Here is a 24,597-nt window from a genome sequence, read left to right on the forward strand (position 1 = left end):
GGCCTCGGAAGCCGGAGTCTTGATCCGAACCGCGCGCTCCACGCCCGCACCTTCTCGAAGAGGCCCCCGATGCACCCACGGCTCCACCCCGCCGCGCTCGTAGCGGCAGGTGCCCTCATCGCCACCCTGGCCCCTGTCCTGGCCCCCTCCTCCCACGCGGCCGCCGCCACCGCCCGCCCGGCGGCCCCCGCCTCCCGGACCTCCACCGTCACCCTCGTGACCGGAGACCGGGTGCACCTGGAGCGCTTTCCCGACGGCCGCCAGGCCGTCTCCGTCGAGCCGGGCGGGGAAGGCGCGGGGGGCAGCTACGAGCAGGTGGAGATCGACGGCGACCTCTACGTACTTCCCGGCGAGGCACTGCCGTACCTGGCCACCGGCGCACTCGACCGCCAACTGTTCAACATCACCGGTCTGGTGGAGCAGGGCTACGACGACGCCCGCACCAAGAGCATCCCGCTGATCGCCCGCTACCACTCCGGTGTCCGGCTCGACTCCGCCGAGGAGCCCGTCGGTTCCGAGGCGGTACGCACGCTCGGCAGCCTGCGGGGCCGCGCGCTGAAGGCCGGGAAGCGGCAGGCCCACCGCTTCTGGGAAACCGTCGGCGCCGAAGCCCCTAAGACCTCGAAGACTCTGCAGACCCCGCAACTCGGCGCCGGTATCGACCGTCTCTGGCTCGATGCGAGGGTCCGCACCTCCCTGGACAAGAGCGTCCCGCAGATCGGCGCCCCCGAAGCATGGAGCGCGGGATACGACGGGACGGGCGTCACCGTCGCCGTCCTGGACACCGGCGTCGACGGCGCCCACCCCGACCTCGCCGGCCGGATCGCCGGGACCCGCAACTTCACCGACAGCCCCACCACCCAGGACGTCTTCGGCCACGGCACCCACGTCGCTTCCACCATCGTCAGCACCGGCGCCGCCTCCCAGGGCTCCCGCAAGGGCGTCGCGCCCGGCGCGAAGCTGCTCGTCGGCAAGGTCCTCGGCGACAACGGCATCGGTTCCCTCTCATCCGTCCTCGACGGCATGGAATGGGCCGCCTCCTCGGGCGCCGACGTCGTCAACATGAGCCTGGGCAGCGACACGGCCGGCGACGGTACGGACCCGCTCAGCCTCGGCCTCGACGAGCTGACCGAGACCACCGGCACGCTCTTCGTCGCCTCGGCCGGCAACAGCGGCCCCGGCGAGTACACCGTGGGCACCCCCGGCGCCGCGGACGAGGCACTGACCGTGGGAGCGGTGGACGGCGAGGATCACCTCGCCGAGTTCTCCAGCCGCGGCCCGCGCACCGACGAGGCGCAGAAGCCCGACATCACCGCCCCCGGCGTCGGTATCGTCGCCGCCCGCGCGGCGGGCACCTCGATGGGCGAGCCGGTCGACGACGCGTACACCGCCTCCTCCGGTACGTCGATGGCGGCCCCCCACGTCGCGGGCGCCGCGGCGATCCTGGCCGCGCAGCATCCCGACTGGCAGGCACGGCAGTTGAAGGACGCTCTGATCAGCACCTCCCGCCTCTCCCCGGACTACACCGTCTATGAGCAGGGCGGCGGCCGGGTGGACCTGGCACGGGCGGTGAAGCAGCCCGTACATGCCACCGGCACCGTCGGCTTCGGCGAACTCACCCCCGACTCCGGCCCGCAGAGCGCGCAGCTCACCTACACCAACACCGGCCCCACCCCGCTCACCCTGAACCTCACCACCGAGCTGCGCGACGCCGCCGGCCACCCGGCACCCGCCGGCGCGGTGCGCCTGCCCGACGGCGCGACGGTCACCGTCCCCGCCGGCGGCCAGGCCCACATCGACGTCACCCTCGACGCGAAGTCCCTGCCCGCCGACCGCTACGGCGGCAGCCTCATCGCGACGAGCGGCGACGGGAAGGCCGTCGCGCACACCGTGCTGGCGGCGGCGAAGGGAGCCCTCAGGCACAAGCTCACCCTGACCGCCGTCGACCGCGCCGGACGCCCCGCCTGGGTCACCCCGCTGGTGCTCGTCGGCCCCCACTCCCGCGACGACGTCGTCACCGCCGTCCGGCCGGGGGAGACCCTAACCATGACGGTGCCCGAGGGGTCCTACTTCCTGCACGGCGTGATCTCCGACCGCGTCGAGAACGGCAGCGTGGAGAGTGTCGTCGTCGACCCCGAGCTGACGGTCGACCGCGACAGGCACGTGGTCCTCGACGCCCGCAAGGCCGTCCAAGTCCGGATCGAGACACCCAGACCGGCCGTCCAGGAAGCCGTCGTCAGCTTCTACACCCACCGCACCGTCGGCGGGCGCAGCATCTCCAACGGCCACATGGACTTCAGCGCCGACGCCCGCCGCCTCTACGTCACCCCGACGAAGGAAGTCACCGACGGCGTCTTCGAGTTCAACTCCCGCTGGCAGCTGACCGCCCCGCAGCTGACTGCCCGCGCGCTGCGGGCAGGCCGCGCGATCGACCTCGAAGGCGGCCTGCTGGACAACTCGCCCACGGTGGACGGCCGCCGCAGCATGCGCCTGCTCGACGCGGGCACCGGCCGCCCCGAGGACTACGCGGCACTGCGCGCACGCGGTGTGGACCCGGCCGGCGCCGCGGTACTCGTGGACGCCACGGAAGCCCGCTACGAGGAGCAGGCCGCCGCGGCCTCGGCCGCCGGAGCGTCCACCGTCGTCCTGACCGAAGGGGAGGGCGGCGTCGCCTGGACGCACTGGAACCCCCGGGGCGAACGCCTGCCCCTCCCCGCCGTCCTGACCCGCTACGACATTGGGGAACGACTGCGCGAGCGACTGCGCTCCGGGATCACCGCACTGGAGCTGCACGGCATCCCCAACAGCCCCTACCTGTACGACGTGATGCAGGTATCCCGCCAGCGGGTGCCCGAACGGGTGGCGCACCGGGTGACTGCCGCCAACACCGCTACGATCACTTCGCGTTACCACCACACGGGCGGCGTCCCGTATGCCACGGAGCAGCGCTTCGGCTGGCGCCCCTGGATGAAATCCGCGATCAACCAGTACCGGCGCCACGTGGCCACCCCGCTGACCCGCACCGAGTACGTGAGCTCCGGCGACACCCTCTGGCTCCACCGTGTGCACCACCGCCTCACCTGGGACGACAGCAGCCCCCTGACCGCCGGCATGCTCCAGCCGACGCGGACCTACCGGCCCGGTGAGCGGCTGACGGAGAGCTGGTTCGCCCCCGTCGTACGCCCCGCCATCCCCCGCGGTGTCAAGGGCACGGCCTCCTACCGCAAGGAGGACGAACTGATCGTGCGCATACCGGAGTTCACCGACGCCACCGCAGGCCATTACAGCAGGCCCGACGGTGGCGACTGGGACGACACCCCCGCCGACGAGGTGCGAGCCGCCCTCTACCACGGCGGGAAGCTCCTCGCCGAAGCACCCGCCGCCTGGGAGGACTTCCCGGCAGCCGACACGGACGGCCGCTACCGCCTGGACCTGGACGTCAAGCGCACCACCCCCGAATGGTCGCTGTCGACCGCCACCCGCACCAGCTGGTCGTTCACGGCCCCGCGCCCACCCGCGGGCGAGTCCCCGCTGCTGCCCCTGCTGCAACTCGACTACGACATCCCCACCGACCTCACCGGCACCGCACCGCGACGCGCCCGCACCCTCGACTTCGGGGTGAAGGCACGCCACCAGGACGGCCTCACCGGCCCAAAGGTGGCGGGCATGGAGGTCTCCGTCTCCTACGACGACGGCGCCCATTGGAGTGAGGCGGCGACCACCCCCGAGGGCAACGGGAGTTACGACGTAGCTGCCCGCCGCCCGGGCGACTCCCGGACCCACGGCTACGTGTCCCTGCGCGTACGCGCCTGGGACGACCGGGGCAACGAGGTGACACAGGAAGTACGCCGCGCGTTCGCCACGAACTGAGCGGCACCCCTCTGCCGCCGGCCCGGTGAGTCCGTCAGGTGACAACCGACCTGACGGACTCACCGACGTTCACTGGGGTACGGGAACAGCAACTCGTATTGCATGACAGCCACCCCCTCTCATGACAGCCACCCCTCTCACGGCAGCCACCCCCGCCGCGCCGCCTGCCACACCAACTGCGTCCGCGTCGCGGCGCCGGCGCGCTGCATCAGCACCTGGATCCGGCGCTGCACCGTGCGCTGGCTGACCCGTAGCTGCGAGGCGATCGCCTTGTCCGCGACCCCGGCGACGACCAGGGACAGCAGATACCGCTCGTCGTCGGCGACGTTCGCACCGGGCCGCGGACTGCCGCCGAAGTCGGCCAGCTCACCGGAGTCCGTGACGTGCAGCGGCGACGCCGCCGCCCACTGGCTCTCGAACAGCGCAATCAGCGCGTCGAGCAGGCTGCTGCCGTGTACCACCGCGGCCGTCGGCTCACCCAACGAACCACCCGAACCGCCGTGCATCAGCGGGCAGATGGCGATCGAACCGTCCGCGATCACCATCCGCACCGGCAGCGTCCCGATAGCCCGTGCCTGCTCACCCGCGCGGATGCTCCGGGCAACATTGTCGACCATGCCGGGCTCCTCCAGCAGCGCGCGCTCGTAGATAGCCTCGTACCGCACCCCGCGGGCGAGCAGCTCCCACTCCTCGTGGTTCTCCGCCGCAGGCATGGCCACATGGCCGGCCTTGCAGAGCCACCGCATCTCACTGGCCCCGTACGCCATATGACGCAACCGCTGCCGGATGACACTCGCCCCCGTGATCACCTCGACAAGCTGCCCCGCGTCATGCCGCCGCCCCCCGGCCCGGTACTCCTCGGTGAGCTGCTCCACCCCCCGCCGCGCCGACTCCAGCGCCTCATGCCCACGCAGCAGCAGCGGACGCAGTGCCGCATCGGGCGCCACCGGCACATAGCGCACCGCGCCCCCCGTCGGCGAGACGGCCACCCGCCCCACCAGCCCCTTGTCGTGGAGCGAGGCCAACAGCCTGTGTGCCTGCGCCACTTCGAGCCCCAGCTGCTCCGCGATCACCGCGGCATCAGCCTCACGCACCCCGACGAGGAAGCGGTACACCCGCTCCTCCCCCGCCCCGATCCCCGCGGCCTCCAGCATGTGTCCGCCTCTCACGACGCCCCCACCCACCCCAACCGATGTACCACCCACCGGAGACAGCGTGATCTAACCACACCCGCACACCAGGACGATGTCCGCGTTATCACGCACGACGACCATCCGACTTCGATACGCGCAAAGTGGCGGCGAGCGGACATGTCACTTCTTCGTCAGGCGCGGCCGTAGCGTCGGTGCCCCTTCCTGTCGAGGCTTGACCCGCCGGTCGCGGAACCCTCCCTGCCGGCGGAAGGAGAGCGTTCAGCATGCGTTTTAGGCGAAGAGCCGCACTGCTCAGCTTCACCTTGGCGACCACCGTGGCCGGCGGCGGCCTGGTGTACGGTGCCACCCCCGCACCGAAGACCGGGGAGGACTCGGTAACCACCCCGTCCCAAGCAGAAGTCCGCACCGCGAAGGTCACCCTCGTCACCGGAGACCAGGTGACGGTGGCCACGAGGGCGGGCAAGACCCTCGCCGTCAACATCACCCCGTACCACCGCAGTGCGGCCGAGCTGCGGACGTACACCGTCGGTACCGATGTGTACGTGATCCCGCGCGACGTCGAAGCGCTGGTGCACAACGGCCAGGTGGACGGCCGGTTGTTCAACATCACCCAGCTCATCGCCCAGGGGTACGACGATGCCCACCACGCGTCCACCCCGATGATCGTGCGCTACGCGTCCGGCGCCAAGGACACCGCACCCGGCGGAGCCCGCCTCACACGGAAACTCCCCGGCGTACGCGGAGCCGCCGTCAGCGCCGACAAGCGCAAGGGCGCCGCGTTCTGGGAGGCCGTCGACGACGACAGCGCCCGCGCAGGTACCCCCAAGGCCCGCCTGTCGGGCGGCGTCCAGCGCCTCTGGCTGGACGGGCAGGTCAAGGCGCTCCTCGACAGGAGCGTCCCGCAGATCGGCGCCCCGGAGGCGTGGAAGGACGGTTTCGACGGCACCGGCGTGAAGGTCGCGGTGCTGGACACCGGTGTCGACGCCACTCACCCCGACCTCGCCGACCGCATCGTGGAAAGCCGCAGCTTCGTCCCCGGCGAGACGGCGCGCGACGGCCACGGCCACGGCACCCACGTCGCCTCCACCATCGTGGGAAGCGGAGCCGCCTCCGGCGGGAAGTACCGGGGCGTGGCACCGGGCGCCGGACTGATCGTGGGCAAGGTGCTCGACGACGGCGGCAGCGGCTCGGAATCCTCGATCATCGAGGGGATGGACTGGGCCGCGCACTCGGGGGCGAAGGTCATCTCCATGAGCCTGGGCGGCGGGGAAGGCGCCGACGGCACCGACCCCATGGCGATGGCGGTCAATGAACTGACGGCGGAGACCGGCGTGCTGTTCACCATCGCGGCGGGCAACAGCGGCCCCGGGGCGACGTCCGTCGGCTCACCCGGAGCCGCCGACGCGGCCCTGACGGTCGGCGCCGTGGACTCCACCGACGCGGTCACCGACTTCTCCAGCCGGGGCCCACGAGGCGGTAACGGCGGGCTCAAGCCGGAGATCACCGCGCCGGGCTCGCGGATCGTCGCCGCCCGCGCCGCAGGCACGGCGATGGGCACACCGGTGGACGGCTCGTACACCACCGCGAGTGGCACCTCCATGGCCACGCCGCACGTGGCCGGCGCCGCCGCGATCCTCGCGCAGCGCCACCCCGACTGGACGGCGGCCCGTTTGAAGAGCCAGCTGATCAGTACGGCCAAGACCACCGCCGCCACCTCCGTCTACGCCCAGGGCGCCGGCCGCGTGGACGTGGCACGCGCACTCCGGCAGCCCGTATCGGCCAGCGGCACGGCCGACTTCGGACTGCGGGACTGGGACGCCACCGCCCCGGTCGGGAAGAAGATCGAGTACGTCAACGACGGCGACCAGCCGGTCATCCTCGCCCTGAAGGTCGAGAACGCGGGCGAGGAACTGCCGGCCGGAGTGCTCAGCCTGGGAGCCGACTCGGTGACCGTGCCGGCGCACGGCACCGCCGCGGTCGACCTCACCCTCAACACCGCCGGCGTGACGACCGGATCCCACGGCGCGCACGTCACCGCGGTCTCCGCCGACGGTCGGACGGAGGCAGTGACAGCGGTCGGCTTCGGCCGCGACGTACAGCGCTTCGACGTCACGCTGAAGGTGCTCGACCGCGACGGCAAGCCGACGAGCGGCATCGCCGCGGTCACCGCCTGGCAGCTGGGCCGCCTCGGACTGCCCGAGACGTACCCGGTCGCAGCGGACGGGACCGTCGTGGTGCGGGTACCGCGCGGCGAGCACGCCTTCATCTCGGAGATCTTCCACTACAACTCCGACTGGAGCAGGCTGGAGGAGTACACCTACGCCGCCCAGCCGGGCACGGTGATCGACTCCGATCGGACCTTCACCCTGGACGGCGCCAAGGCCGGCCCGGTCACCATGACCACCTCTCGGCCAACGGAGACCAACCGCGCCCGCATCGGTCTGAACTTCCAGGCCGTGGACGGTGACCGCATCTACGACCGCGAGACGTGGATGGACGGCGAGACGGCCGTGTACTCCGTTCCGTCGCAGACCGCGAACGAGCGCTTCGAATCGCGCGTCGGCTGGTCGCTCAGCGCACCCGCACTCGACGCCCGCCTCGTCGGGCACGGCAACCGGACCCTGGACGCGGCCTACCTCGAGGGCTGGACGGGCTCCACACGTATCGACGGCACCCGCGTCCTGCGCGTGGCGAAGGCCGGCGAGGACGTCCGGGGCAAGCTCGCCCTGGTGAAGCGGAGCGCGGAGCGCACGGTAGGAGAGCAGGTCGACGACGCCGCGAGCGCCGGTGCGCTCGCCATCCTCATCTACAACGACATCCCCGAGAACTGGCTCACAGGCAACTGGGGCCCGACGGCCACCAAGATCCCGGCGATGACCCTCTCCGGCACCCAGGGCGAGGAGCTGGCAGCCCTGGACAACGCCAAGATCAGGATCTCCGGTACGGCGGTGAGTCCGTACTCCTACGAGCTGCTGAAGTACCGCAAGGGCGGCATCCCCGCCGACCAGCGCTACCGGGTACGCGACGAGGAACTGGCCACCGTGGACTCCTCGTTCCACGCCTCGACGCCGGCCACCGAAGGCGGATACGCCCGGCTGACGCGCTCGCCGATGCAGCCGACGGCGTACTTCGGCTTCGACCGGGTGGTCCTGCCGCGTTCCCGGACCGAGTACGTCTCCGCGGACGTGCCCACCTGGGAAGCGGTGAAAGCAGGTCCCGTGTGGACGTCGGACGGCTCCTGGAAGCTGACGAACACCTCAACACTCAAGGCCGGACAGCTCGTGCACCGCGACTGGAACAAGGCCGTGGTCCGCACCGCGCTGCCGGACGCACAGTCCAACTCGGCCGTCCGGCAGGGCGATGTCGGTGTGGTGGCGTCGGGCGGTCTGCTCGACACCGCACCGGACCAGTCCTTCTCCGCCGAAGCCGGCAGCGACAAGACGCTGTCCACCGTCTACCGGGACGGCCAGCTCCTCGGCAGCATCCGTTCGGCGCCCGTCGCCTTCCCGATGACGGCACAGCGCGCCGAATACCGCGTGGTCACCGACGTGCAGCGGGACGCCCCCGGCTGGACGACCTCCACCAAGGTGCGCACCGACTGGCGCTTCCACTCCGAGGGGAAGGAAGGACTTACCCTGCTCCCCGTCCTGTCGGTCGACTACCGAATCGACGTCGACCAGGCCAACAGCGCCCGGCCGCACTCCACCACCCGCATCGGACTGGGCGTGCGCTACCCCAAGGGCCTGAACGGCCTGAAGCTCGCCGGGGCGAAGCTGTGGGCCTCGTACGACGACGGCACCAACTGGCAGCAGGTCCGCCTCGACGGCGGCCTCAACGGCACGATCGGCAACCCCGCGAACGCGGGCTTCGTGTCGCTGCGCGTGCAGGCCACCGATGCCGATGGCAACACCATCGAGCAGACGGTGACCCGCGCCTACCAGATCCGCCGCTGACCGATGCCGGGGCGCCTGCACCGCAGGCGCCCCGGCGTGCGCGTCCAGCCAGCGACGGTGACATGGAGGGCCCACACGTGGAATCCGACCACTGCTGGGCGACCCGATGCGTCGAACCCACGCGGCGCGCCCAGCAAGGGGATCAGCATCATTCAGGTGCCGACCGAGGGCCACACCAGACTGACCGCGCGGAAGCCGGCGGCAAGCGGAGGTGACGGCAACGACCAGCAGCAGGCCCATCGTCTCAACGATCACGTGTCTCTTCCGCCCTGTCGTTCGCTTGCCCGCATCGAACCCACGTGCCTCGCCGCCCTCGCTGGTCTTGATCGACTGGGCGTCGATCACGGCGGCCGACGGCTCGGGATCGCGTCCGGCCCCGATCCGGGCCCGGCGGCGGAGCTCGTCGCGGACGCGGTCCCAGGTGCCGTCCCGCCGCCACTTGGTGAACCAGCGGTGTGCCGCGTCCCAGGGGCCGGTCGGCGTGCCGCTGAACGTCGGAGGCGGCGGCGCGTGCGTGCCCGGTGAGTTGTAGGGCGATCTGCGCGTAGTCGCGGGGCTGCATGTCCGGGTCGGTCCACGCCAGCACGGCCGCGACGAGGCATTCGTACGGTTCGCGGTCGAGCGGGAGCTCCGCCTCGATCAGCCCGTCGGGGTCGTACAGAACCGTGTGCGTGCTGCTCATCAGGGCCCCGCTGCAGTGGGCGTGGTCGCGTGCGGAAGCGGCCGGTCGGCGCCGGTGTGCCCGATCGCCTGGTGTTGGCCGCATCCCGACCGTACGGAGGGACGGGATGCGATAGGACTGACCGTGAGTACGGGTTTCAGTGCGCGACCACACCGCCGGCCCTCGCCGGACGGTTACCTGGGCTCTGTCGCGGGCCTGTCGCCCCTTCCCCGCAACGGGCTCCGAGCGCGCCGCCCGGCAGGGCGGGAGCGGCGTGCTGCTGCACCGCCAGGCGCTCCACCTCGCCTCCTACGACCAAATCCCGGACGCCGCCGCGTGGACCGCGCACACCCTCCACGGACGGCGCGACGTCCTCGCCCGCCGGGGCTGGTCACCGCAGTGGGCCGCCGCCCGCTCCCCCGCGACCGCCCTGGCCCGGCTCGACGACCCGCAGCCGCTGCTCTACCTCATCGACCGCGCCCTGGCCGACGACGACACCGCCGAGGCCGCGAACCTGAACTACTGGGCTCTGTGGCTGGGCGCAATGGCCGTCCCGCAGAGCGACGACACGTTCATGCGCGACCGCGACCTGGCCGGCTGGGACGCGCTGACCCTGCTGCGCGGCCTCGCCGTCGGCCTGGTCGAAGCACCCGGCTCTTCCTACGGGCCCGGTGGCACCCCCGCGACCTGCTGCGGGCAGCGTGACTACGGCTGTCACTTGTCCGGGCGGTCGCGGGGCTGCCGACGAACCGGGCTTGCCGCGCCGCGTCGTCATCGGGGGTGCGGGCGCGGGTGTACGCGGCTACTGGCGTGCCAGCCCGTGGCGGTCGGCCCAAGCGGTGATCGCCGCGGCCAGTTCCTCGGGCCTGTCCTCCGGGGAGTGGTGGCCGGCCAGGCCGTGGCGGGAGACCTCCAGGCCCGCGATGTGTTGCCGGCACCAAGCCACGGCCCCTCGGTCGGTCATCGCGCCCGGGCCCGGCTCGAACGCGGCGAGGAGCTTGGGGACTTCAGGGCTGGCGGCCAACCAGGCGTCGTAGCGTTCGACGCGGGCCACGACGTCGGCGGGCTCGGCGTCCAGTGGCATCATGCGCGTCCACGCCAGTACCGGGCGGCGGCTGTGCGGGGTCGGGAAGGGGCGGCGGTAGACCTCCAGGTCAACGGGGTTGAGCGGGGTGGCGAGCGTGTCCGGGAGCCCCTCGATGAACAGCGACTTCTCCAGGATCATCTCCTCACCTACCCCGGGGGTGCGCAGGAGGGTGAACAACTCCCTTCCGGCCGCGGGGAATTCATCGCCGACCAGCGGTTTGATGATGGTCTCGGTGAAGGCGAGGCCGCGGACGCGGCCCGGGAGGCGGGCGGCGCGGTCGAAGGCGAGCGCGCCGCCCCAGTCGTGGCCGACGAGGACCGCCTCGGCAAGACCGAGGGCGTCGAACCAGGCGTCGAGGTAGCGGGCGTGGTCGTCGAAGGAGTAGGCGAGGTCGGGCTTGCCCGAGTCGCCCATGCCGATGAGGTCGGGGGCCAGAAGACGGCGGCCGGGCGCTGCCACGCCCGGCAGGACGTTCCGCCACAAGTGGGAGGAGGTGGGGTTGCCGTGGAGGAAGACGAACGGCAGCCCGTCGGGGTCGCCGGACTCGCGGTAGTGGAGGGTGGAGTCGAGGACGGGGAGGGTGGGCATCGCGGTGTCACGTCGCTTTCCGTACAGGGGGATGTTCAGAGATTGAGGCTCAGGACGCGTTCGACGGTGATCTCGACGACGACCAGGTCCGGCGGGATGGGCGGGGCCGCGCGGTAGCGGACGGCGTAGCGGCGAACCGCCTCGGCCAGGCGCGCGGGGGCGTCGGTGACGGCTGCGCGGCCTTCGAGGGTGACCCAACGGAAGCCGTCCGCCTGGCAGAGCGCGACGCGGGCCGTCGGGCCGCCCGCCGCCACGTTCTGGGCCTTGCGGGCCCTGGCCCTGGTGGTCACGCGAGCAAGGCCGGTGGCCGCGTCGAAGGTGAAACGGACGGGGGTGACGTGCGGGGTGCCGTCGGGGCGGAGAGTGGTGAAGGTGGCCGTGTGGGGACGAGTGAGGAACGCCCTTGCGCTGGCTGGGATTTCGACGGTCGCCCGGCTCACTTCTTCTTCACGCCCTCGTTCCAGATCAGCTTGGCGATGTTCGGCTTCACGGCCGTGGTGATGACGCCCATGGCCATGCGGATGTACCGCTCGTCCTCCAGCTCGCGCAGCATGCTCGCGGCGAGGTCCACGCGGGCGGTGAAGACGCCGTCGGCGCTGGTCTCGGTGGTGTGGTAGTCCGTGACGGCGGAGTGCTCGAAGAGGCCCGAGGGCCGGACGAGGGTCCAGTCGAGGTCCGTCTGACGGATCACGGCCTCCATGCGGCGCATGTCCTCGTGGAGGGTGCGGCCGAGGCGTCGGTTCACCAGAGGGTCGAGCACATGGTTGAAGAAGTGCGCGCCGGTGGGCCGCCAGTTCGGGTCGGCGATGCTGGAGCTGACGGCGAGCAGCCGCTTGATGCCGTGGCGGGCCATGGTCCCGGTGATGGCAGTGGCGCTCGCCGAGTACGTGGTGATGGTCTCCTTGCTGAAGCGCGCGCCCAGCGCGGAGAGCACGGCGTCCGTCCCGCCGATTGCGGCGTCGACGGCCGCCGGGTCGGTGGCGTCGGCGACGGCCACGGCGAGGCCCGGCCGCGCGGGGAGGGAGCCGGGGCGGCGGGTCACGGCGACGATCTCGTGGCCGGCTGCGAGGGCCTGGTCGGTGAGGTGGCGGCCGGTCGGTCCGTTGGCGCCGAAGACTGCGATACGCATGATGTCGGGGCATCCCTTCAAGTGGTGTGCGGAACGCCCTTGACCCTGCCGATCACGAAATGCAGGCTCAACACTGATGAATAACGTCGCCCCTTCCCCCGCCCGCACCCGAGGCCGCCCCCGCGGCAACCCGCCGACCCGCGAGTCGCTCGTCTCGGCGGCCCGCACGCTGTTCCTGGAGCGCGGCTACCGGCGCACCACCCTGCGCGCGGTGGCCGGGGCCGCCGGGGTCGACCCTGCGCTTATCGCGTACCACTTCGGCTCGAAGAAGGGCCTGTTCGCGGATGTGATGCAGTTCCAGTGCGCCAATGCGCTGGCGGTGGACGACGTGCTCGGCGGCGACCCGGCCGCCCTCCCCGACCGCCTGATCGACGCGGTGACGGACCTGTGGGAGGACGCCGACTTCCGCCAGCTCACCACCCAGGGCGACGAGGCCGCCGAGGTGATCCGCGAATACCTGGAACACGAGCTGCTGGCCCGGCTTGTTGAATTTCTCGGCGGCCGGGATGCGACCGCCCGCGCCACGGCCGTGGTGACGATCCTCGGCGGCCTCATCTACACCCGCTACCTCAACCCCCTCCCCACCCCCGCAGCCCTCACTCCGGCCCAGACCCGCCAGATCCTCGTCCCGGCGCTGCGCGCGGCGCTGACCCCGAGGCCGCGCATCGCGGAAACCGTCAGAGCGGTCCGTCGGGGCTCGCCGGCCTCCGGTGGAGGCGCCGTCCGGCCTTGACCACGTCAGCGCATCCGGTGCGGCTACTCCTGCAGGTAGCGGTGCAGGGAGGTTTTCGGGATGCCGGTCTTGGTGCTGTTCTCCCCGTAGCTGCTGCCCTGCGACCTTCCCGACCGCGCCGCTTCCGCCCGGCATGACGAACCCACAGACCGCGGTCGACGGAGACGAGGCGACCGCATGGACCGCCGGTCCCGACGGCCGCATGGTCGTCGACCTGGGCGCCGCACAGCGCATCAGCGAGATCCGCGCCCAGTGGCGAGGCAGCCGTATCCCGGCCTCACCGATGGAGTGGGTGAGCCGCTGATTCTGCTCCCGCAGCCGGGCGATCCGAGCCTCGCGCGGGTCGGGCTGCCGGCCGGCAGCCCGGGGAAAGACTCCGAAGGGATCCGCCTCACCAGGCAACTGGTAGGCACGCCGCGTGTCGTAAACCGTCACCAGTTGCCCGTCCTCGTAGAAGGACAGCTTGGTGAAGCCCGAGAAGGCCACTGACACGGACTGACTGCCGTGGGACAAGCGACGCGAAACCTCGCCGCGAGCGCCTTCCCCCAGCCCTTCCTCGATACCGAACGCAGATGGCGCAGGCCGCGGTACGAGCAGCCGGCGCCTGCGGCTTCGGCCCCGGATCAATCCTCGGCGAGCCGGGCATGGGACAACTCGAGCGCTTCGTACACGGTCTGCGTGTAGTCGTCCAGGCGTGTGGCGGTCTCAGCCGGGTCGGCAACGGGGCACGGCATCCCGTTGCACAGGGGCCCAGCCTCCGTCACCACCGGATGTGAGACAGGGCCGTTGACCGTACAGACCCTGAACCGATCAAGACCGTGACCGGCAGCGAGTCCCCGGCTCAGGTCGGGGTAGTCGATGTTGTGTGGAGGGCATTCTCGTAGGAGAGCGGGGAGCGTTGACGGAGGCGGGAGCGTCGGTGTCGGCGTCGGCGTCGGGTGTTGTATCGGTGGAGCCGGCGGAAGGTGTCGAGTCGGGCTTCACGCTCGCTTGGCCAGTCCTTTCGTCCTTTCAGCGTTTCCCTTTTGAAGGTGGCGTTGAACGATTCCGCGGCGGCGTTGTCCGCGCTGCTGCCGATCGCGCTCATGCTCTGGCGGACGCCGGCGAGGCGGCAGGCGTCGGCGAAGGCCCGACTCGTGTACTGGGCTTCATGATCGGTGTGCATCAAGGCTCCGGCGAGGCTGCCGCGAGTCCGGATCGCGGCGGCGAGGGCGTCGGTGACGAGTTCGGCGCGCATGTGGTCGGCGATCGCCCACCCGGCCAGACGCCGTGAACACAGATCGATGACGGTCGCGAGGTAGCAGAACTTCCCGCCGCCGACGCTCGGGTAGGTGATGTCGCCGACGTACTTCGTGTTCACGTCGGTCGCGGTGAAGTCACGGCAGATCAGGTCCGGCGCCTTCACCGCAGCCGGGTCCGTGATGGTGGTGCGGTGCCGGCGCCGCAGGCGGACCCCTTCGAGGCCGATGGTCCGCATGATCCTCGCGACGCGCTGGTTGACCACCTGGCCGCCCTCGTCGCGGAGCTCGGCGGTGCTCGCGACGTCTGCCAAGCCCTCGACCACGAACTGTTGCCGAAGAACATCGAAGGCGCCCGCGCCAAGCTGAAACACCTCGTCAAGCTCAATGTCCTCACCGAGATCGACGCCGGCAGCTTCATCAGGAAGCAGTAGCCGACGGAAACTCCGCGACCAGTAGCCTGCCCCAACCTCACCCAGAAACGGATATCAGCTCTCGAACCCGTCCTCTGATCACCTGGCCCAAGCCTCACCTCGACGATCACGGAGGACATCCGGATCCGCGTGCGTCGCGCCTCGGCTCAACTCCCCCTCGGCACCTCAATGTCGTAGACCAGCGCATACACGATGTCCCGGGCCTGGCGCAGGTCGTAGCCCGTCGTGTCCACGATCACCTTGACCGCCCGGATGGTGTCGCCACCCAGCATGAACATGCGCGCGTCGGCCTGCGCCTCGGCCGGAACCGGCAGGACACGGGCTCGCCGTGGATCCACGCTCCGCGGGATCCTCGGCAGCCCGCCCTCCTTTTTTCGGCCCCCCAGCATCTTCAGTCCCCAACCTCTCACCCGTACGACCAGTTCGTGGAGCGCATCCTATGCGGACGGGCACTCCGGCAGATTCAACGTCCTCGCCAAAGCCGACGGCCAGTTCGGCGGCGCGCCCTTTCATGTGCCTGGTCAGGGGGTTGCGGTACTGGATGCGAAGTGGCGTACGGGGGCCGGTTCAAGGCGGCCGGGGTCTACCCCGGCCAGATAGATGCAGGTCAGGGCCCTCGTATGGCGGGTCCGGAGTGAAAGTGTCGTCGGTGGCCAACGAGCTTGCGGCGCTGACCGTCGCATCCCGCACAGTGCCGATGCCCAGCGCGGAATTCCCTTCATCCGACCGGCCCTTTTGTTGCGACGACCGGCCTCGGTCCCGCACCCCCGGGCAATCCACTGTCGCCGACCATGTGCGGCACCCGCATTCCGACCCCGCGGAGCACGACACCCATGACCACGATCTCCAACGGCCCGCGCGCGGGAGACCGACCGTGACCGTGCACTTCGACCCCGTCGGCGGCATCCTCCTGGTGGTGGCGTGCGTCGTGACCTACTTCGTCTACAAGCACACCTGGCAGGCCCCGACGGGCAAGGGCGACGTCGTCGGTGCGATCGGCTGCGGTGCCACGGATCTGACCGCACCGGTACTCATCCTCGGCGGTAGCCACCCGGAACCGCAGACTCCTGCGCTGCCCGGGGGCGGGACGCCGTCGATACCAGCGTCGCCCGCTCCCGGTCATTGAGCCGGTGCCGGCGCCCTGAAGCACGGCGCGGACTGACATCCGGCCCGGATATGGGGAGGTTGTCCGGCTCTCATGGCGTCGGACCTGCAGTTGAGTCGATCGACACAAGCCTGTCAATGCCGCCGGTCGAGTCCGCCCTTGCCTGGGCGGCCTGGAGCATCCGCTCGAACGTGCCGTCCAGGGCCCACCGGTGAAACCGGGTGTGCAGCGTGGCCCACGCACCGTACCGCTCAGGGACGTCCCGCCAAGCCGTCCCGGTACGGAACTTCCACACGATCCCGTTGAGCACGGTGCGGTCGTCCAGCCGCTTCCTGCCCCGCAACGAATTGGGCAGCAGCGGCCTGACGAACTCCCGCTCGACATCCGACAGTTCACGTGACATATCACCCGACCATGATCCACCGCTCGAGATCGTTTGAAGGCACCACCCAGCCGGGGCTAGGTTGGACCGATCGGCATGCAATCCCCCTGGAGAGGGACGTGAATCGGTATGACCGTCGCCTCACAAGCCCCGGCCCAAGTCCCGACTCAAGTCCCGGCCCAGGGCCGTGCCGCCCGGTTGGTGGGGCGGACCCCCGCCGGGGTGCGGCCATATCTGGAGTTGCTGCGGCTGGACCGGCCGGTGGGGGCCTGGCTGCTGGTGGTGCCCGGATGGATCGCCCTGGGAGCGATAGCCGGGCCCCGGGACGGGGTCCTGCTCGGGCTGCTGCTCCTGGTGTACGGGGTGCTGTCGAGAGGGGCCGCCTGCGGGCTCAACGATGTGCTGGACGCGCGGTTCGACGCACAGGTGCCGCGTACGGCGGGGCGGCCCGTCGCCTCCGGGCGGCTGGCGGCCGGGCGGGCACTGGTGCTGTGTGTCGTGGTGGGGGCCGTCGCTCCGCTGGTGATGGGGTTCTGGAGTGTGGGGGCCGTGGGGTGGGCGGCGGCCGGGGCGCCCCTCGCGGCGGTGTATCCGTATATGAAGCGGGTCACCCACTGGCCGCATGTGTGGCTGGGGATCACCATCAACTGGACGGTGCCGCTGGTGTACGGCCTGCTCACCGGAGGGCTCGGGGGCGGGGTGCTGTACGGGGCGCTGATCTGCTGGGCCGTGGGGACGGACGTGATCTACGCCTGCCAGGACCGGGAGGCCGATGTACGGGCCGGGGTGCGGTCGGCCGCCGTACTGCTGGGGCGGCGGAGCCGGGTGCTGGTGGGCGGCGTGTACGCGGGGTGTGTGGTGCTGCTCGCCTGGTTCGGGATCGCGGCCGGGCTCGGGCCGCTGTACTGGCCCGGACTGTGCGTGGTCGCGGGGCAGTTGGGATGGCAGGTATGGCGGGCCGACCCTGCGGATGTCGGAGCCTGCGGGCGGGCGTTCGGCACCAATCCTCTGTGCGGACTGCTCATCCTCGTGGCCGTGCTCGCCGGGCGGGTCGGTACCCTCGGCTGAGGGACACGGATCCTGGAGGTGCTGGTGGGACTGCGGGAACGGATCGCGGCGGAACTCGTGGCGACCATGCACGGCGGGGATCTCAAGCTGGAGCGGTACGCGGGGCCGCCCGGTGATCCCGGGCTGTTCGGGATCGCGCCGGGGGATCCGGTGTGGCGGGTGCACGGGCAGGCCACCGGGATGCTCACCGGCGGGTTCGCCGCGCTCATGCTCCAGTCGCTGCATCCGCTGGCCATGGCGGGGGTCGACCAGCACTCCGACTTCCGCGCCGATCCGGTCGGGCGGCTGAACGGAACCGTGCGGTTCATCACCACGACCACCTTCGGCTCCTCGGCCGCCGCCCGCGAGGTGATCGACCTCGTCCGGCGGATCCACACCCGGGTGCACGGCACCGCACCCGACGGCCGGCCGTACCGCGCGGACGACCCCGACCTGCTCACCTGGGTGCACACCGCCGAGGTACGCAGCTTCCTCGCCGGCCACCAGACCTACGCACCCCGGCCGCTCCGACTGGCCCCCGCCGAGTGCGACGCCTACTACCGCCAAGCCGCCCCCCTGGCCGAGGCGTTGGGCGCACGGAACGTACCGTGCACGTCCCTCGAAGCCGAGCGGTACCTGGCTCGCCTCCGCCCCCAACTCCACGCCACTCCGGCCGCGTTGGACTCGGTACTGTTCCTCCGCCGCTTCGGACGCACACGACGGGAGCGGCTGGTCGTGAGCCTGCTCACGAACGCCTCGGTCGGACTTCTCCCCGACTGGGCCCGCACCGAACTCGGCATCCACCGCCCGGCCCCTGTCCGCACCGGCTGGGACCGGCCCCTGGCGACGGCCGTCGGACGCACCCTCCAGTGGGGCCTCGGGCCCTCCCGGATCCAGGCCGCCGCACGGGGGCGGCTGGCGGGGGCGCGGCAGGGATGACGTCGAGGCGTCCGGCAGCAGCATGCTTCGGTGGAGGGGAACCGGCGGCTCACCGGGTTTCATGACCGGGCGCAGTCAGGCTTCCGCCCGCCGCAGCCCCCGACGTCCAAGGGAGAGATCGACTGCGACAGTGGCAAGGTGAGAACATAATTCTTGGCTTGCCCTTCTCCTACGGCTGTTCCAGTCCGGCTCAGCCCTGACAAGGACGCCTCCGGGCATGCGCGAAGTGCTCCCGCCCGGTCACGCGGGTGAACACGGCGGTGAGGCCGCGGAGGAGCTCGCTGTCGGGTAATCGGAGTCGGCGATGCGCGCCGCGCCGTCGTTCTCGATGCGAAGGAGGACGAGGGTGGCGTCGGACCTGTCGGGGAGATCGCTGAGCAGGCCCTGCCGTACCTTTGCCTGCCCCTGTCCGCCGCGGTTGTCGTGCCGGTGGGGTGTCCATCTGCACGCGGTAGCCCATGCGTCTGCGGCTCGGCGCCCGGCGCTCGTGCCGGACCACGCCGACGGACACCGCCGGCCCGAGCAGCGCGGCGAGCGCGGCCACCGACTGCACTGTCGGCACTCGGCCGGTCCACGCGGTCCGGTCACCGTACGAGCCCTTTGCAGTGGCGGGAAGCCACGTTACGTCCGACCGCTGGATGTTCTCCCGGCGTATGCCCGGGCCGGCCGGTACGCGGGAATCGGTCCTGCACGGGTTGCGTCATTGCGCCGGGTGCGGGCTGAACCTCCGGACGCGGTGGAGCCGTTCGGCAGTGCAGTTGCCGGTCGAGGGACTTGGATGCCGGGGTATTCACCGGCCATCCGGATTTCGTCCGCCTGGCGGTTGCCCCCCGGTGGCCCGGGCAGCCCTATCGTGCGCGCATGCCGGTACCGGACGCAATCGCCGACCCGCGCCGCTGCCGATGGCTCGGGTTCGCGGGCTCGGTCGCGGTCGCGGCGGGCGGGCTGACTGCAGGGGCGTTGCCGGTGCGGGACTCGGTAGGACCGTACGGCGGGCCACTGGGGCTGGCCGGCACGTACTTCGGGCTGGTGCTGCTGGTCGCCGCGTGGTGGTGGCTGGGGCGGGCGGTGCGCGGGCCCGAACCACCGGGAGAGCGGTTCCTGTTGGTGACACTGGGGATCTGGACGGTGCCGCTGGTGCTGGGGCCGCCGCTGTTCAGCCGGGACGTGTACAGCTATCTGGTGCAGGGCACGATGGCCGCCGCGCACATGGACGTGTACGCGTACGGTGCCGACCGGCTCGGCGGGCCGCTGGCCGCCGAGGTGCCGCCGATCTGGCAGCACACGCCGACGCCGTACGGCCCGGTCTTCCTGGTCGTGGCCAGGGCGGCGGTACCGCTCGGGATCGCCGGCATGCGGCTGGTGGCGCTGTTCGGCGTCGCCCTGATGATCGCCTTCCTGCTCGTTCTCGCCGGGCGCTGCGGCACCGACCGGTCGGCCGCGCTCTGGCTGGGCGCGCTCAACCCGCTGCTCCTGCTGCACCTCGTCGCGGGCGCGCACAACGACGCGGTGATGCTGGGGCTGCTCGGCGCGGGGCTGGTGGCGGCGTCCGGACGGTGGCCGGTGTCGGCCGCGGTGCTGGTCACGCTGGCCGCGCTGGTGAAGGTGCCGGCCGTGCTGGGGCTGTTCGCGGTCGCGTTGATCTGGTCGAACCGGCTTGACGGGCGTGCCAAGCTGGTCAGGACCGGACTTGCCACCCTGGCCGTCGCGGTGGTGACCACGGTGGTCGCCACCGCCGCCACCGGCACCGGCTACGGCTGGATCGGCGCCCTCGGCACCCCCGTCTCCGCCCACAACTGGTCCCTCACCGGTACTCTCGGCCGCCTTACCGGCGCCGTGCCCGCCTGGCGCTTCCTCGGTGTCGTCGCAATCGCCGTTGTACTGCTCCTGGTCTGGCGCCGCCGCCACGGGCTCGGCCCGGTGTACGCCCTCGGGCTCGGTCTGGCCGCCGTCGCCCTGCTCGGCCCCGCGATCCGCCCCTGGTACGTGCTCTGGGCGCTGTTCCCCATCGCGGCCGCCGCACCGCGCGGCCGGGTGCGCCGCTGGGCCGCCGTCGGTAGTTGTGTGCTCGCCCTGGCCGTTCTCCCGGACGGTTTTGCCCCGGACGTACGGCAGTTGGCACTCGCGGTGAGCGGCGGCGGACTGGCGGCGCTGGCCCTGCTGACCTGGCGGGCAGTGTCCCGGCCGCGGGCCGCCGCCTCCTCGGGAATCCTGCCGTGACCCGGCCGCGGCAGCTGCTCGGCACTGTGGTCCCGGTCGTGGGCGCCGTGTTCTTCATGGTGACGGTGCCGTTCTACCGGGGCTGGTTCGACCTGCACGTCTACTACGGGACCGTCGACGACTGGATCCGGCACGGCGGCCGGATCTACGACTACCTGCTGCCCGGGACCGGATACGGCTTCACCTACCCGCCCTTCGCTGCCGTCTGCATGCTGCCCATGCTCCTGGTCGGGCCCACCGGCGCGGTGGTGGGCAGCGTGCTGCTCAATGCCGCTGCGTCGGTGCTGCTGTTGCGCGGTCCACTGCGCGAACTTCCCTTGGGCCGAGGAGGGTTGTTGGTGGCCGGGTGCCTTTTCGTGATGCTGGAGCCGGTGCGGGACACCTTCAGTCTGGGCCAGGTGAACCTGCTGCTGATGGCGCTGGTCTACGCGGACGGCGGGCGCGGCCGTTTCGCGGGCGTCGGCATCGGCCTGGCGACGGCGTTCAAGCTCACGCCGGGCATCTTCATCGGGTACTTGCTGCTCACCGGCCGCCGCCGGGCTGCTGCCGTCGCCACGGGTACGACGGTGGCAGCGACCGTGATCGGTGTGCTGGCGGCGCCGCACGCGTCATGGGTGTTCTGGACCCGGGCACTGTGGGACACGCACCGGGTCGGCGCCTTGGACTACGTGTCCAACCAGTCGCTCCAGGGCGCGCTGGCCCGGCTGGGCGCAGCTCGCCCGGTGTGGGTGCTGGCCGTGCTCGTGGTGCTCGTCCTCTGGGCGTGCCGTGTGGGCCGGACGACGGCGGTCGGTGACGACGAGGCCGGGATGGCGCTCACCGGCGTTGCGGCATGTCTGGTCAGCCCGGTGACCTGGGTGCACCACCTGGTGTGGGCGGTGCCCGCCATTGCATTGCTGGCCAGAACCGGCCGTCGCGCCGTTGCCGCAGCCCTGTACGTGGTGCTGTGCAGCAGTGTCGTATGGCTGTGGCGTGATGACCCGTCCGGTGTGGACGGGTTCCTCGGCGGGAGCACGTACGTATGGATCTGCCTGGGGCTGCTGGCGCTGTGGCCGCAGGAGTCCTCCCGGCTCCCGTCGCGTGGCCGCGCGGATGAACCGGCCCTGGAGGCAGCGCCCTGAGCCGGCCGGCCGCCGGCTCACCTCGGGCCGCGCGTACTGCTCGGCCGCAGCGAGCAGCAGTTGGCCGTTGCCCGCGGCCGTGCCCAGACCAAGCTGCGCCGAACGTTTGCCGCGGCCCGTGCCGCCAACCGCGAGCTCGCCGCCCTGGCGGTCGGCCGGTGGCTGGCGGCGAAGAGCTTTCCGGATATCGCGGCGGTGACGGGATGGCTCCATCTGATCGCGGCGCTGGTGGTGGCTGGGGTAGGGGTGAGCACGCTGCTGCGGCATCTGCGCCGTCGGGAGCATCACCACCGCGGGCAGGGACACGACCATGTACTCGGGGGCGGCCACGGCCTCGGCGGTGGTGGCCGCGGGGACGGTGGTCCCGGCGCAGGCCGCGGCACAGCTCGCGGGGCCGTGACGCCCGTCCGGGAGAGACAACGCACGCGGCGTCGTAGCCACCCGTGTCACTGCCGCCGTCGGCGCCGATTGGTCCAACGATGGTCACCGCAGGGGCAAATGGTCCGACTAATTTGATTGCTTCATCGAAGCTTTCGGGGGACATGCGGCTGTGGAGCAGTTACGTCGGAAGTATTGATCGGATGTCTCTTCGGTCCTACCGTGTTCGCGCACCGAGGCAACGCACTCCACCCCGATCCGGAGGAACAGGACGCATGTTCAAGAGACCCATCGGCCAACCAGCCACACGCCGGCGCGTGTGGCGGCCCGTGATCGCTTCGCTCTGCATGTTCGCGGCGCTCGGCGGCAACGCCGTCGCGGCCGCACCCCCTGAGGCGCCGCCCGTGACGGCGACGGCACCGAATCCGGTCGTCGAGATCAACAGCTCCGACACGCAGGCGCAGATCCTTGAGAAGGCGGCGTCCGTCACGCCGTCGGCGAGGCAGTTGGCGTGGCAGCGGGAGGAGCTGACCGGGTTTGTCCACTTCGGCCCGAACACCTTCACCGGTGCGGAGTGGGGGACGGGACTTGAGGACCCGGACGTTTTCAACCCATCCCACCTGGACACCGATCAGTGGGCGAGGACGTTCAAGGAGGCGGGCTTCAAGAAGGTCATCCTCACCGCCAAGCACCACGACGGCATGCTGCTGTTCCCCTCGGAATACTCCGATCACGGGGTGGCCTCCAGCAGTTGGCGGAACGGCCGGGGCGACGTCGTCAAGGAGTTCACCGACTCGGCCCGCAAGTACGGTCTCAAGGTCGGCTTCTACCTCTCCCCCGCGGACGGCCACGAGTACGAGACCAGGGGCGACGGCGGCCGGTACGGCAACGGCAGCACCCCGCAGCCCACCCGGATCCCGAGCAAGGGCAACGGCAACGGCAACGGCAACGGCAACGGCAACGGCACGACCTTCGACTTCATCGCCGACGACTACAACCGCTACTACATGAACACCCTGTACGAGCTGCTCACCAAGTACGGCAAGATCAGCGAGGTATGGCTCGACGGCGCCAATCCCTGGCCCAACACCAACCAGAAGTACAACTTCACGGACTGGGTCACCATGATCCGCACCCTCCAGCCGGGCGCGGCCGTCTTCCAGGACGGCGGTCCCGACGTCCGCTGGTCCGGCAACGAGAGCGGCCTCACACACCGGACGAGCGAATGGTCGCCGATCCCGTACAACACCGACTACAAGGGCGACCCCGCGGATCCGGCGACCGCAGCCGACACGATCCTGCGCGTGCCCGGCTACAACACGGCCGCCGACCTGGGCAGCGACGCAGTACTCGGACAACAGACCAACGGCAGCAGTAGCTGGAAGCTGCTGCGCTGGCAACCGGCCGAGTGCGACGGCCGGCTCCAGGCCCCATCCTGGTTCTGGGACCAGGGCGCCCGGCCCGTCCCGCTGGACACGCTGAAGGAGATGTACCTCAACTCGGTGGGCAAGAACTGCCAGCTACTGCTGAACGTGGCACCCGACAACACCGGGCGGTTCCCCGACGACGCGGTCTCCCGGATGAAGGAGTTCGGCGACTGGATCCGCTCGGTCCAGGTCAAGACCTCCGCAAAGGCGTCGGCGCATGACGATGAGGGCACCTCCCACACCAGGGGCAACCTCCCTCGCAACGTGCTGGACACCGACGACGCCACCGCCTGGCAGCCCACGGCCACCACCGGGAACCTCGTGCTGAACCTCCACAGGGCCAAGACGTTCAACGTGGTGAACCTGCAGGAGAACATCCAGGTCGGACAGCGCGTCTCGCGCTTCGCCGTGGACGCCTGGGACGGCACCTCCTGGAAGGAAGTCGGCAACGCCACCACGATCGGCTACCGCCGCCTCCTCAAGCTGCCGAACCCGGTCACCACCACCAAGCTCCGGCTGCGGATCACCGCGTCCAGGGCACTCCCTCCGGCGATCTCCACCTTCTCCGTCCACCAAGACGGCGACCAGAGAATCAACCTGGCCTTCGACAAGCCCGCTACTCAGTCGAGCACCCTTCAGGCCGGCACCGAGGCCAGTAAGGCCGTCGACGGAAACACCAGCGGTAGTTTCAGCTCCGGCTCGGTCACCCACACCTCCGACAAACCACTGGACGCCAACCCGTGGTGGCAGGTCGACATGGGCGAGCCCCAGTCCGTCGGCACGATCGAACTCTCGAACCGGACGGACTGCTGCTCCAACCGGCTCCGCGACTTCTACGTGTTCGCCTCCGACACTCCCTTCACCTCCACGGATCCGGAGGCCACCAAGAACCAGCCCGGCGTGTGGAGCTCACACCAGACCGACGCCGTCGGCCAGAGGCTGACCCTGCCCGTCGGTCGCGACGCACGCTACATCCGCGTCCAACTGGTCGGCTCGGACCGGCCCCTGTCGCTCGCCGAAGTACAGGTCTTCGGCTGACCCACCCCCGGGGGCGGCCCGGCGCGGGCGAGAAAGACGGGCCCCCCCCCCCTAAAACACACAGAACCCTAGCGCGGGGGGGCGGTGGAACGT

General features: G+C 71.0%; 18 protein-coding genes and 2 pseudogenes. 10 read left to right on the plus strand and 10 right to left on the minus strand.

Translation table 11 applies throughout. The features are described from left to right. The first annotated feature begins 69 nt into the window (after nt 1-69). Complete coding sequence (locus tag ACFVYE_RS36280) at nt 70-3,870, plus strand: S8 family serine peptidase (RefSeq protein WP_389608290.1); 3,801 nt, start codon at nt 70-72, stop codon at nt 3,868-3,870. Nucleotides 3,871-4,007: 137 nt separating this feature from the next. On the opposite strand, the gene ACFVYE_RS36285 is transcribed toward ACFVYE_RS36280, so the two are convergent. Then, nucleotides 4,008-5,024, minus strand: coding sequence for a helix-turn-helix domain-containing protein (locus tag ACFVYE_RS36285; protein WP_389608291.1), 1,017 nt, complete (start codon nt 5,022-5,024; stop codon nt 4,008-4,010). 263 nt (nt 5,025-5,287) lie between these two features. Between ACFVYE_RS36285 and ACFVYE_RS36290 the strand changes: the two genes are divergently transcribed. Further along, complete coding sequence (locus ACFVYE_RS36290) at nt 5,288-8,977, plus strand: S8 family serine peptidase (protein WP_389608292.1); 3,690 nt, start codon at nt 5,288-5,290, stop codon at nt 8,975-8,977. 218 nt (nt 8,978-9,195) lie between these two features. Here the strand turns inward: ACFVYE_RS36290 and ACFVYE_RS36295 are convergent. The 6 genes and pseudogenes from ACFVYE_RS36295 to ACFVYE_RS36320 all read right to left on the minus strand — a co-directional run. Beyond that, a pseudogene (locus tag ACFVYE_RS36295) lies at nt 9,196-9,448 on the minus strand (transposase); the annotation flags it as partial. A gap of 7 nt (nt 9,449-9,455) precedes the next feature. Beyond that, a pseudogene (locus tag ACFVYE_RS36300) lies at nt 9,456-9,659 on the minus strand (restriction endonuclease); the annotation flags it as partial. Nucleotides 9,660-10,029: 370 nt separating this feature from the next. Continuing rightward, the gene (locus ACFVYE_RS36305) at nt 10,030-10,356 is read right to left on the minus strand and encodes a hypothetical protein (RefSeq protein WP_389608293.1); all 327 of its coding nucleotides are present in this window, start codon (nt 10,354-10,356) and stop codon (nt 10,030-10,032) included. 84 nt (nt 10,357-10,440) lie between these two features. After that, nucleotides 10,441-11,313 (minus strand): haloalkane dehalogenase, encoded by an 873-nt coding sequence (locus ACFVYE_RS36310; RefSeq protein WP_389608294.1) that lies wholly within the window; start codon nt 11,311-11,313, stop codon nt 10,441-10,443. A 35-nt stretch (nt 11,314-11,348) separates the two neighbouring features. Then, nucleotides 11,349-11,753 carry a pyridoxamine 5'-phosphate oxidase family protein gene (locus tag ACFVYE_RS36315; RefSeq protein WP_383979540.1) on the minus strand — a complete coding sequence of 135 codons (405 nt, stop codon included), beginning with the start codon at nt 11,751-11,753 and terminating at the stop codon, nt 11,349-11,351. After that, the gene (locus tag ACFVYE_RS36320; RefSeq protein WP_389608295.1) at nt 11,750-12,442 is read right to left on the minus strand and encodes an NAD(P)-dependent oxidoreductase; all 693 of its coding nucleotides are present in this window, start codon (nt 12,440-12,442) and stop codon (nt 11,750-11,752) included. The genes ACFVYE_RS36315 and ACFVYE_RS36320 overlap by 4 nt, the downstream gene beginning before the upstream one ends. A gap of 76 nt (nt 12,443-12,518) precedes the next feature. Here ACFVYE_RS36320 and ACFVYE_RS36325 point away from each other — a divergent pair, with 76 nt between their 5' ends. Together ACFVYE_RS36325 and ACFVYE_RS36330 are read left to right on the plus strand one after the other, a co-directional pair. Continuing rightward, the gene (locus tag ACFVYE_RS36325) at nt 12,519-13,175 is read left to right on the plus strand and encodes a TetR/AcrR family transcriptional regulator (protein WP_389608296.1); all 657 of its coding nucleotides are present in this window, start codon (nt 12,519-12,521) and stop codon (nt 13,173-13,175) included. Nucleotides 13,176-13,308: 133 nt separating this feature from the next. Then, nucleotides 13,309-13,479: a discoidin domain-containing protein gene (locus tag ACFVYE_RS36330; RefSeq protein ID WP_389608297.1), complete on the plus strand. Its 171-nt coding sequence runs from the start codon at nt 13,309-13,311 to the stop codon at nt 13,477-13,479. Between the two features lie 537 nt (nt 13,480-14,016). On the opposite strand, the gene ACFVYE_RS36335 is transcribed toward ACFVYE_RS36330, so the two are convergent. Further along, complete coding sequence (locus ACFVYE_RS36335) at nt 14,017-14,727, minus strand: IS3 family transposase (protein ID WP_389608298.1); 711 nt, start codon at nt 14,725-14,727, stop codon at nt 14,017-14,019. 266 nt (nt 14,728-14,993) lie between these two features. Beyond that, nucleotides 14,994-15,185 (minus strand): hypothetical protein, encoded by a 192-nt coding sequence (locus ACFVYE_RS36340; RefSeq protein WP_383976627.1) that lies wholly within the window; start codon nt 15,183-15,185, stop codon nt 14,994-14,996. Between the two features lie 536 nt (nt 15,186-15,721). Here ACFVYE_RS36340 and ACFVYE_RS36345 point away from each other — a divergent pair. Then, nucleotides 15,722-15,973: a hypothetical protein gene (locus ACFVYE_RS36345; protein WP_389608299.1), complete on the plus strand. Its 252-nt coding sequence runs from the start codon at nt 15,722-15,724 to the stop codon at nt 15,971-15,973. A 70-nt stretch (nt 15,974-16,043) separates the two neighbouring features. Here ACFVYE_RS36345 and ACFVYE_RS36350 read toward each other — a convergent pair whose 3' ends face one another. After that, nucleotides 16,044-16,355: a transposase gene (locus ACFVYE_RS36350; protein ID WP_389608300.1), complete on the minus strand. Its 312-nt coding sequence runs from the start codon at nt 16,353-16,355 to the stop codon at nt 16,044-16,046. A gap of 108 nt (nt 16,356-16,463) precedes the next feature. Between ACFVYE_RS36350 and ACFVYE_RS36355 the strand changes: the two genes are divergently transcribed. The 5 genes from ACFVYE_RS36355 to ACFVYE_RS36375 all read left to right on the plus strand — a co-directional run bounded on the left by ACFVYE_RS36355 (nt 16,464) and on the right by ACFVYE_RS36375 (nt 24,504). Beyond that, on the plus strand, nt 16,464-17,402 hold the full coding sequence (locus ACFVYE_RS36355) for a 4-hydroxybenzoate octaprenyltransferase (protein ID WP_389608301.1): 939 nt from the start codon (nt 16,464-16,466) through the stop codon (nt 17,400-17,402). Nucleotides 17,403-17,426: 24 nt separating this feature from the next. After that, nucleotides 17,427-18,320 (plus strand): oxygenase MpaB family protein, encoded by an 894-nt coding sequence (locus tag ACFVYE_RS36360; protein WP_389608302.1) that lies wholly within the window; start codon nt 17,427-17,429, stop codon nt 18,318-18,320. Between the two features lie 861 nt (nt 18,321-19,181). Further along, entirely contained in the window at nt 19,182-20,540 is a 1,359-nt protein-coding gene (gene mptB, locus ACFVYE_RS36365; RefSeq protein WP_389608303.1) for a polyprenol phosphomannose-dependent alpha 1,6 mannosyltransferase MptB, read from the plus strand. Beyond that, entirely contained in the window at nt 20,537-21,661 is a 1,125-nt protein-coding gene (locus ACFVYE_RS36370) for a glycosyltransferase 87 family protein (RefSeq protein ID WP_389608304.1), read from the plus strand. The genes mptB and ACFVYE_RS36370 overlap by 4 nt, the downstream gene beginning before the upstream one ends. Nucleotides 21,662-22,314: 653 nt before the next feature. Continuing rightward, nucleotides 22,315-24,504 (plus strand): alpha-L-fucosidase, encoded by a 2,190-nt coding sequence (locus ACFVYE_RS36375; RefSeq protein ID WP_389608305.1) that lies wholly within the window; start codon nt 22,315-22,317, stop codon nt 24,502-24,504. The last annotated feature ends 93 nt before the right edge of the window (nt 24,505-24,597 follow it).

The organism is Streptomyces sp. NPDC058239 (assembly GCF_042882185.1).
In the GTDB taxonomy this organism is placed as follows: domain Bacteria; phylum Actinomycetota; class Actinomycetes; order Streptomycetales; family Streptomycetaceae; genus Streptomyces.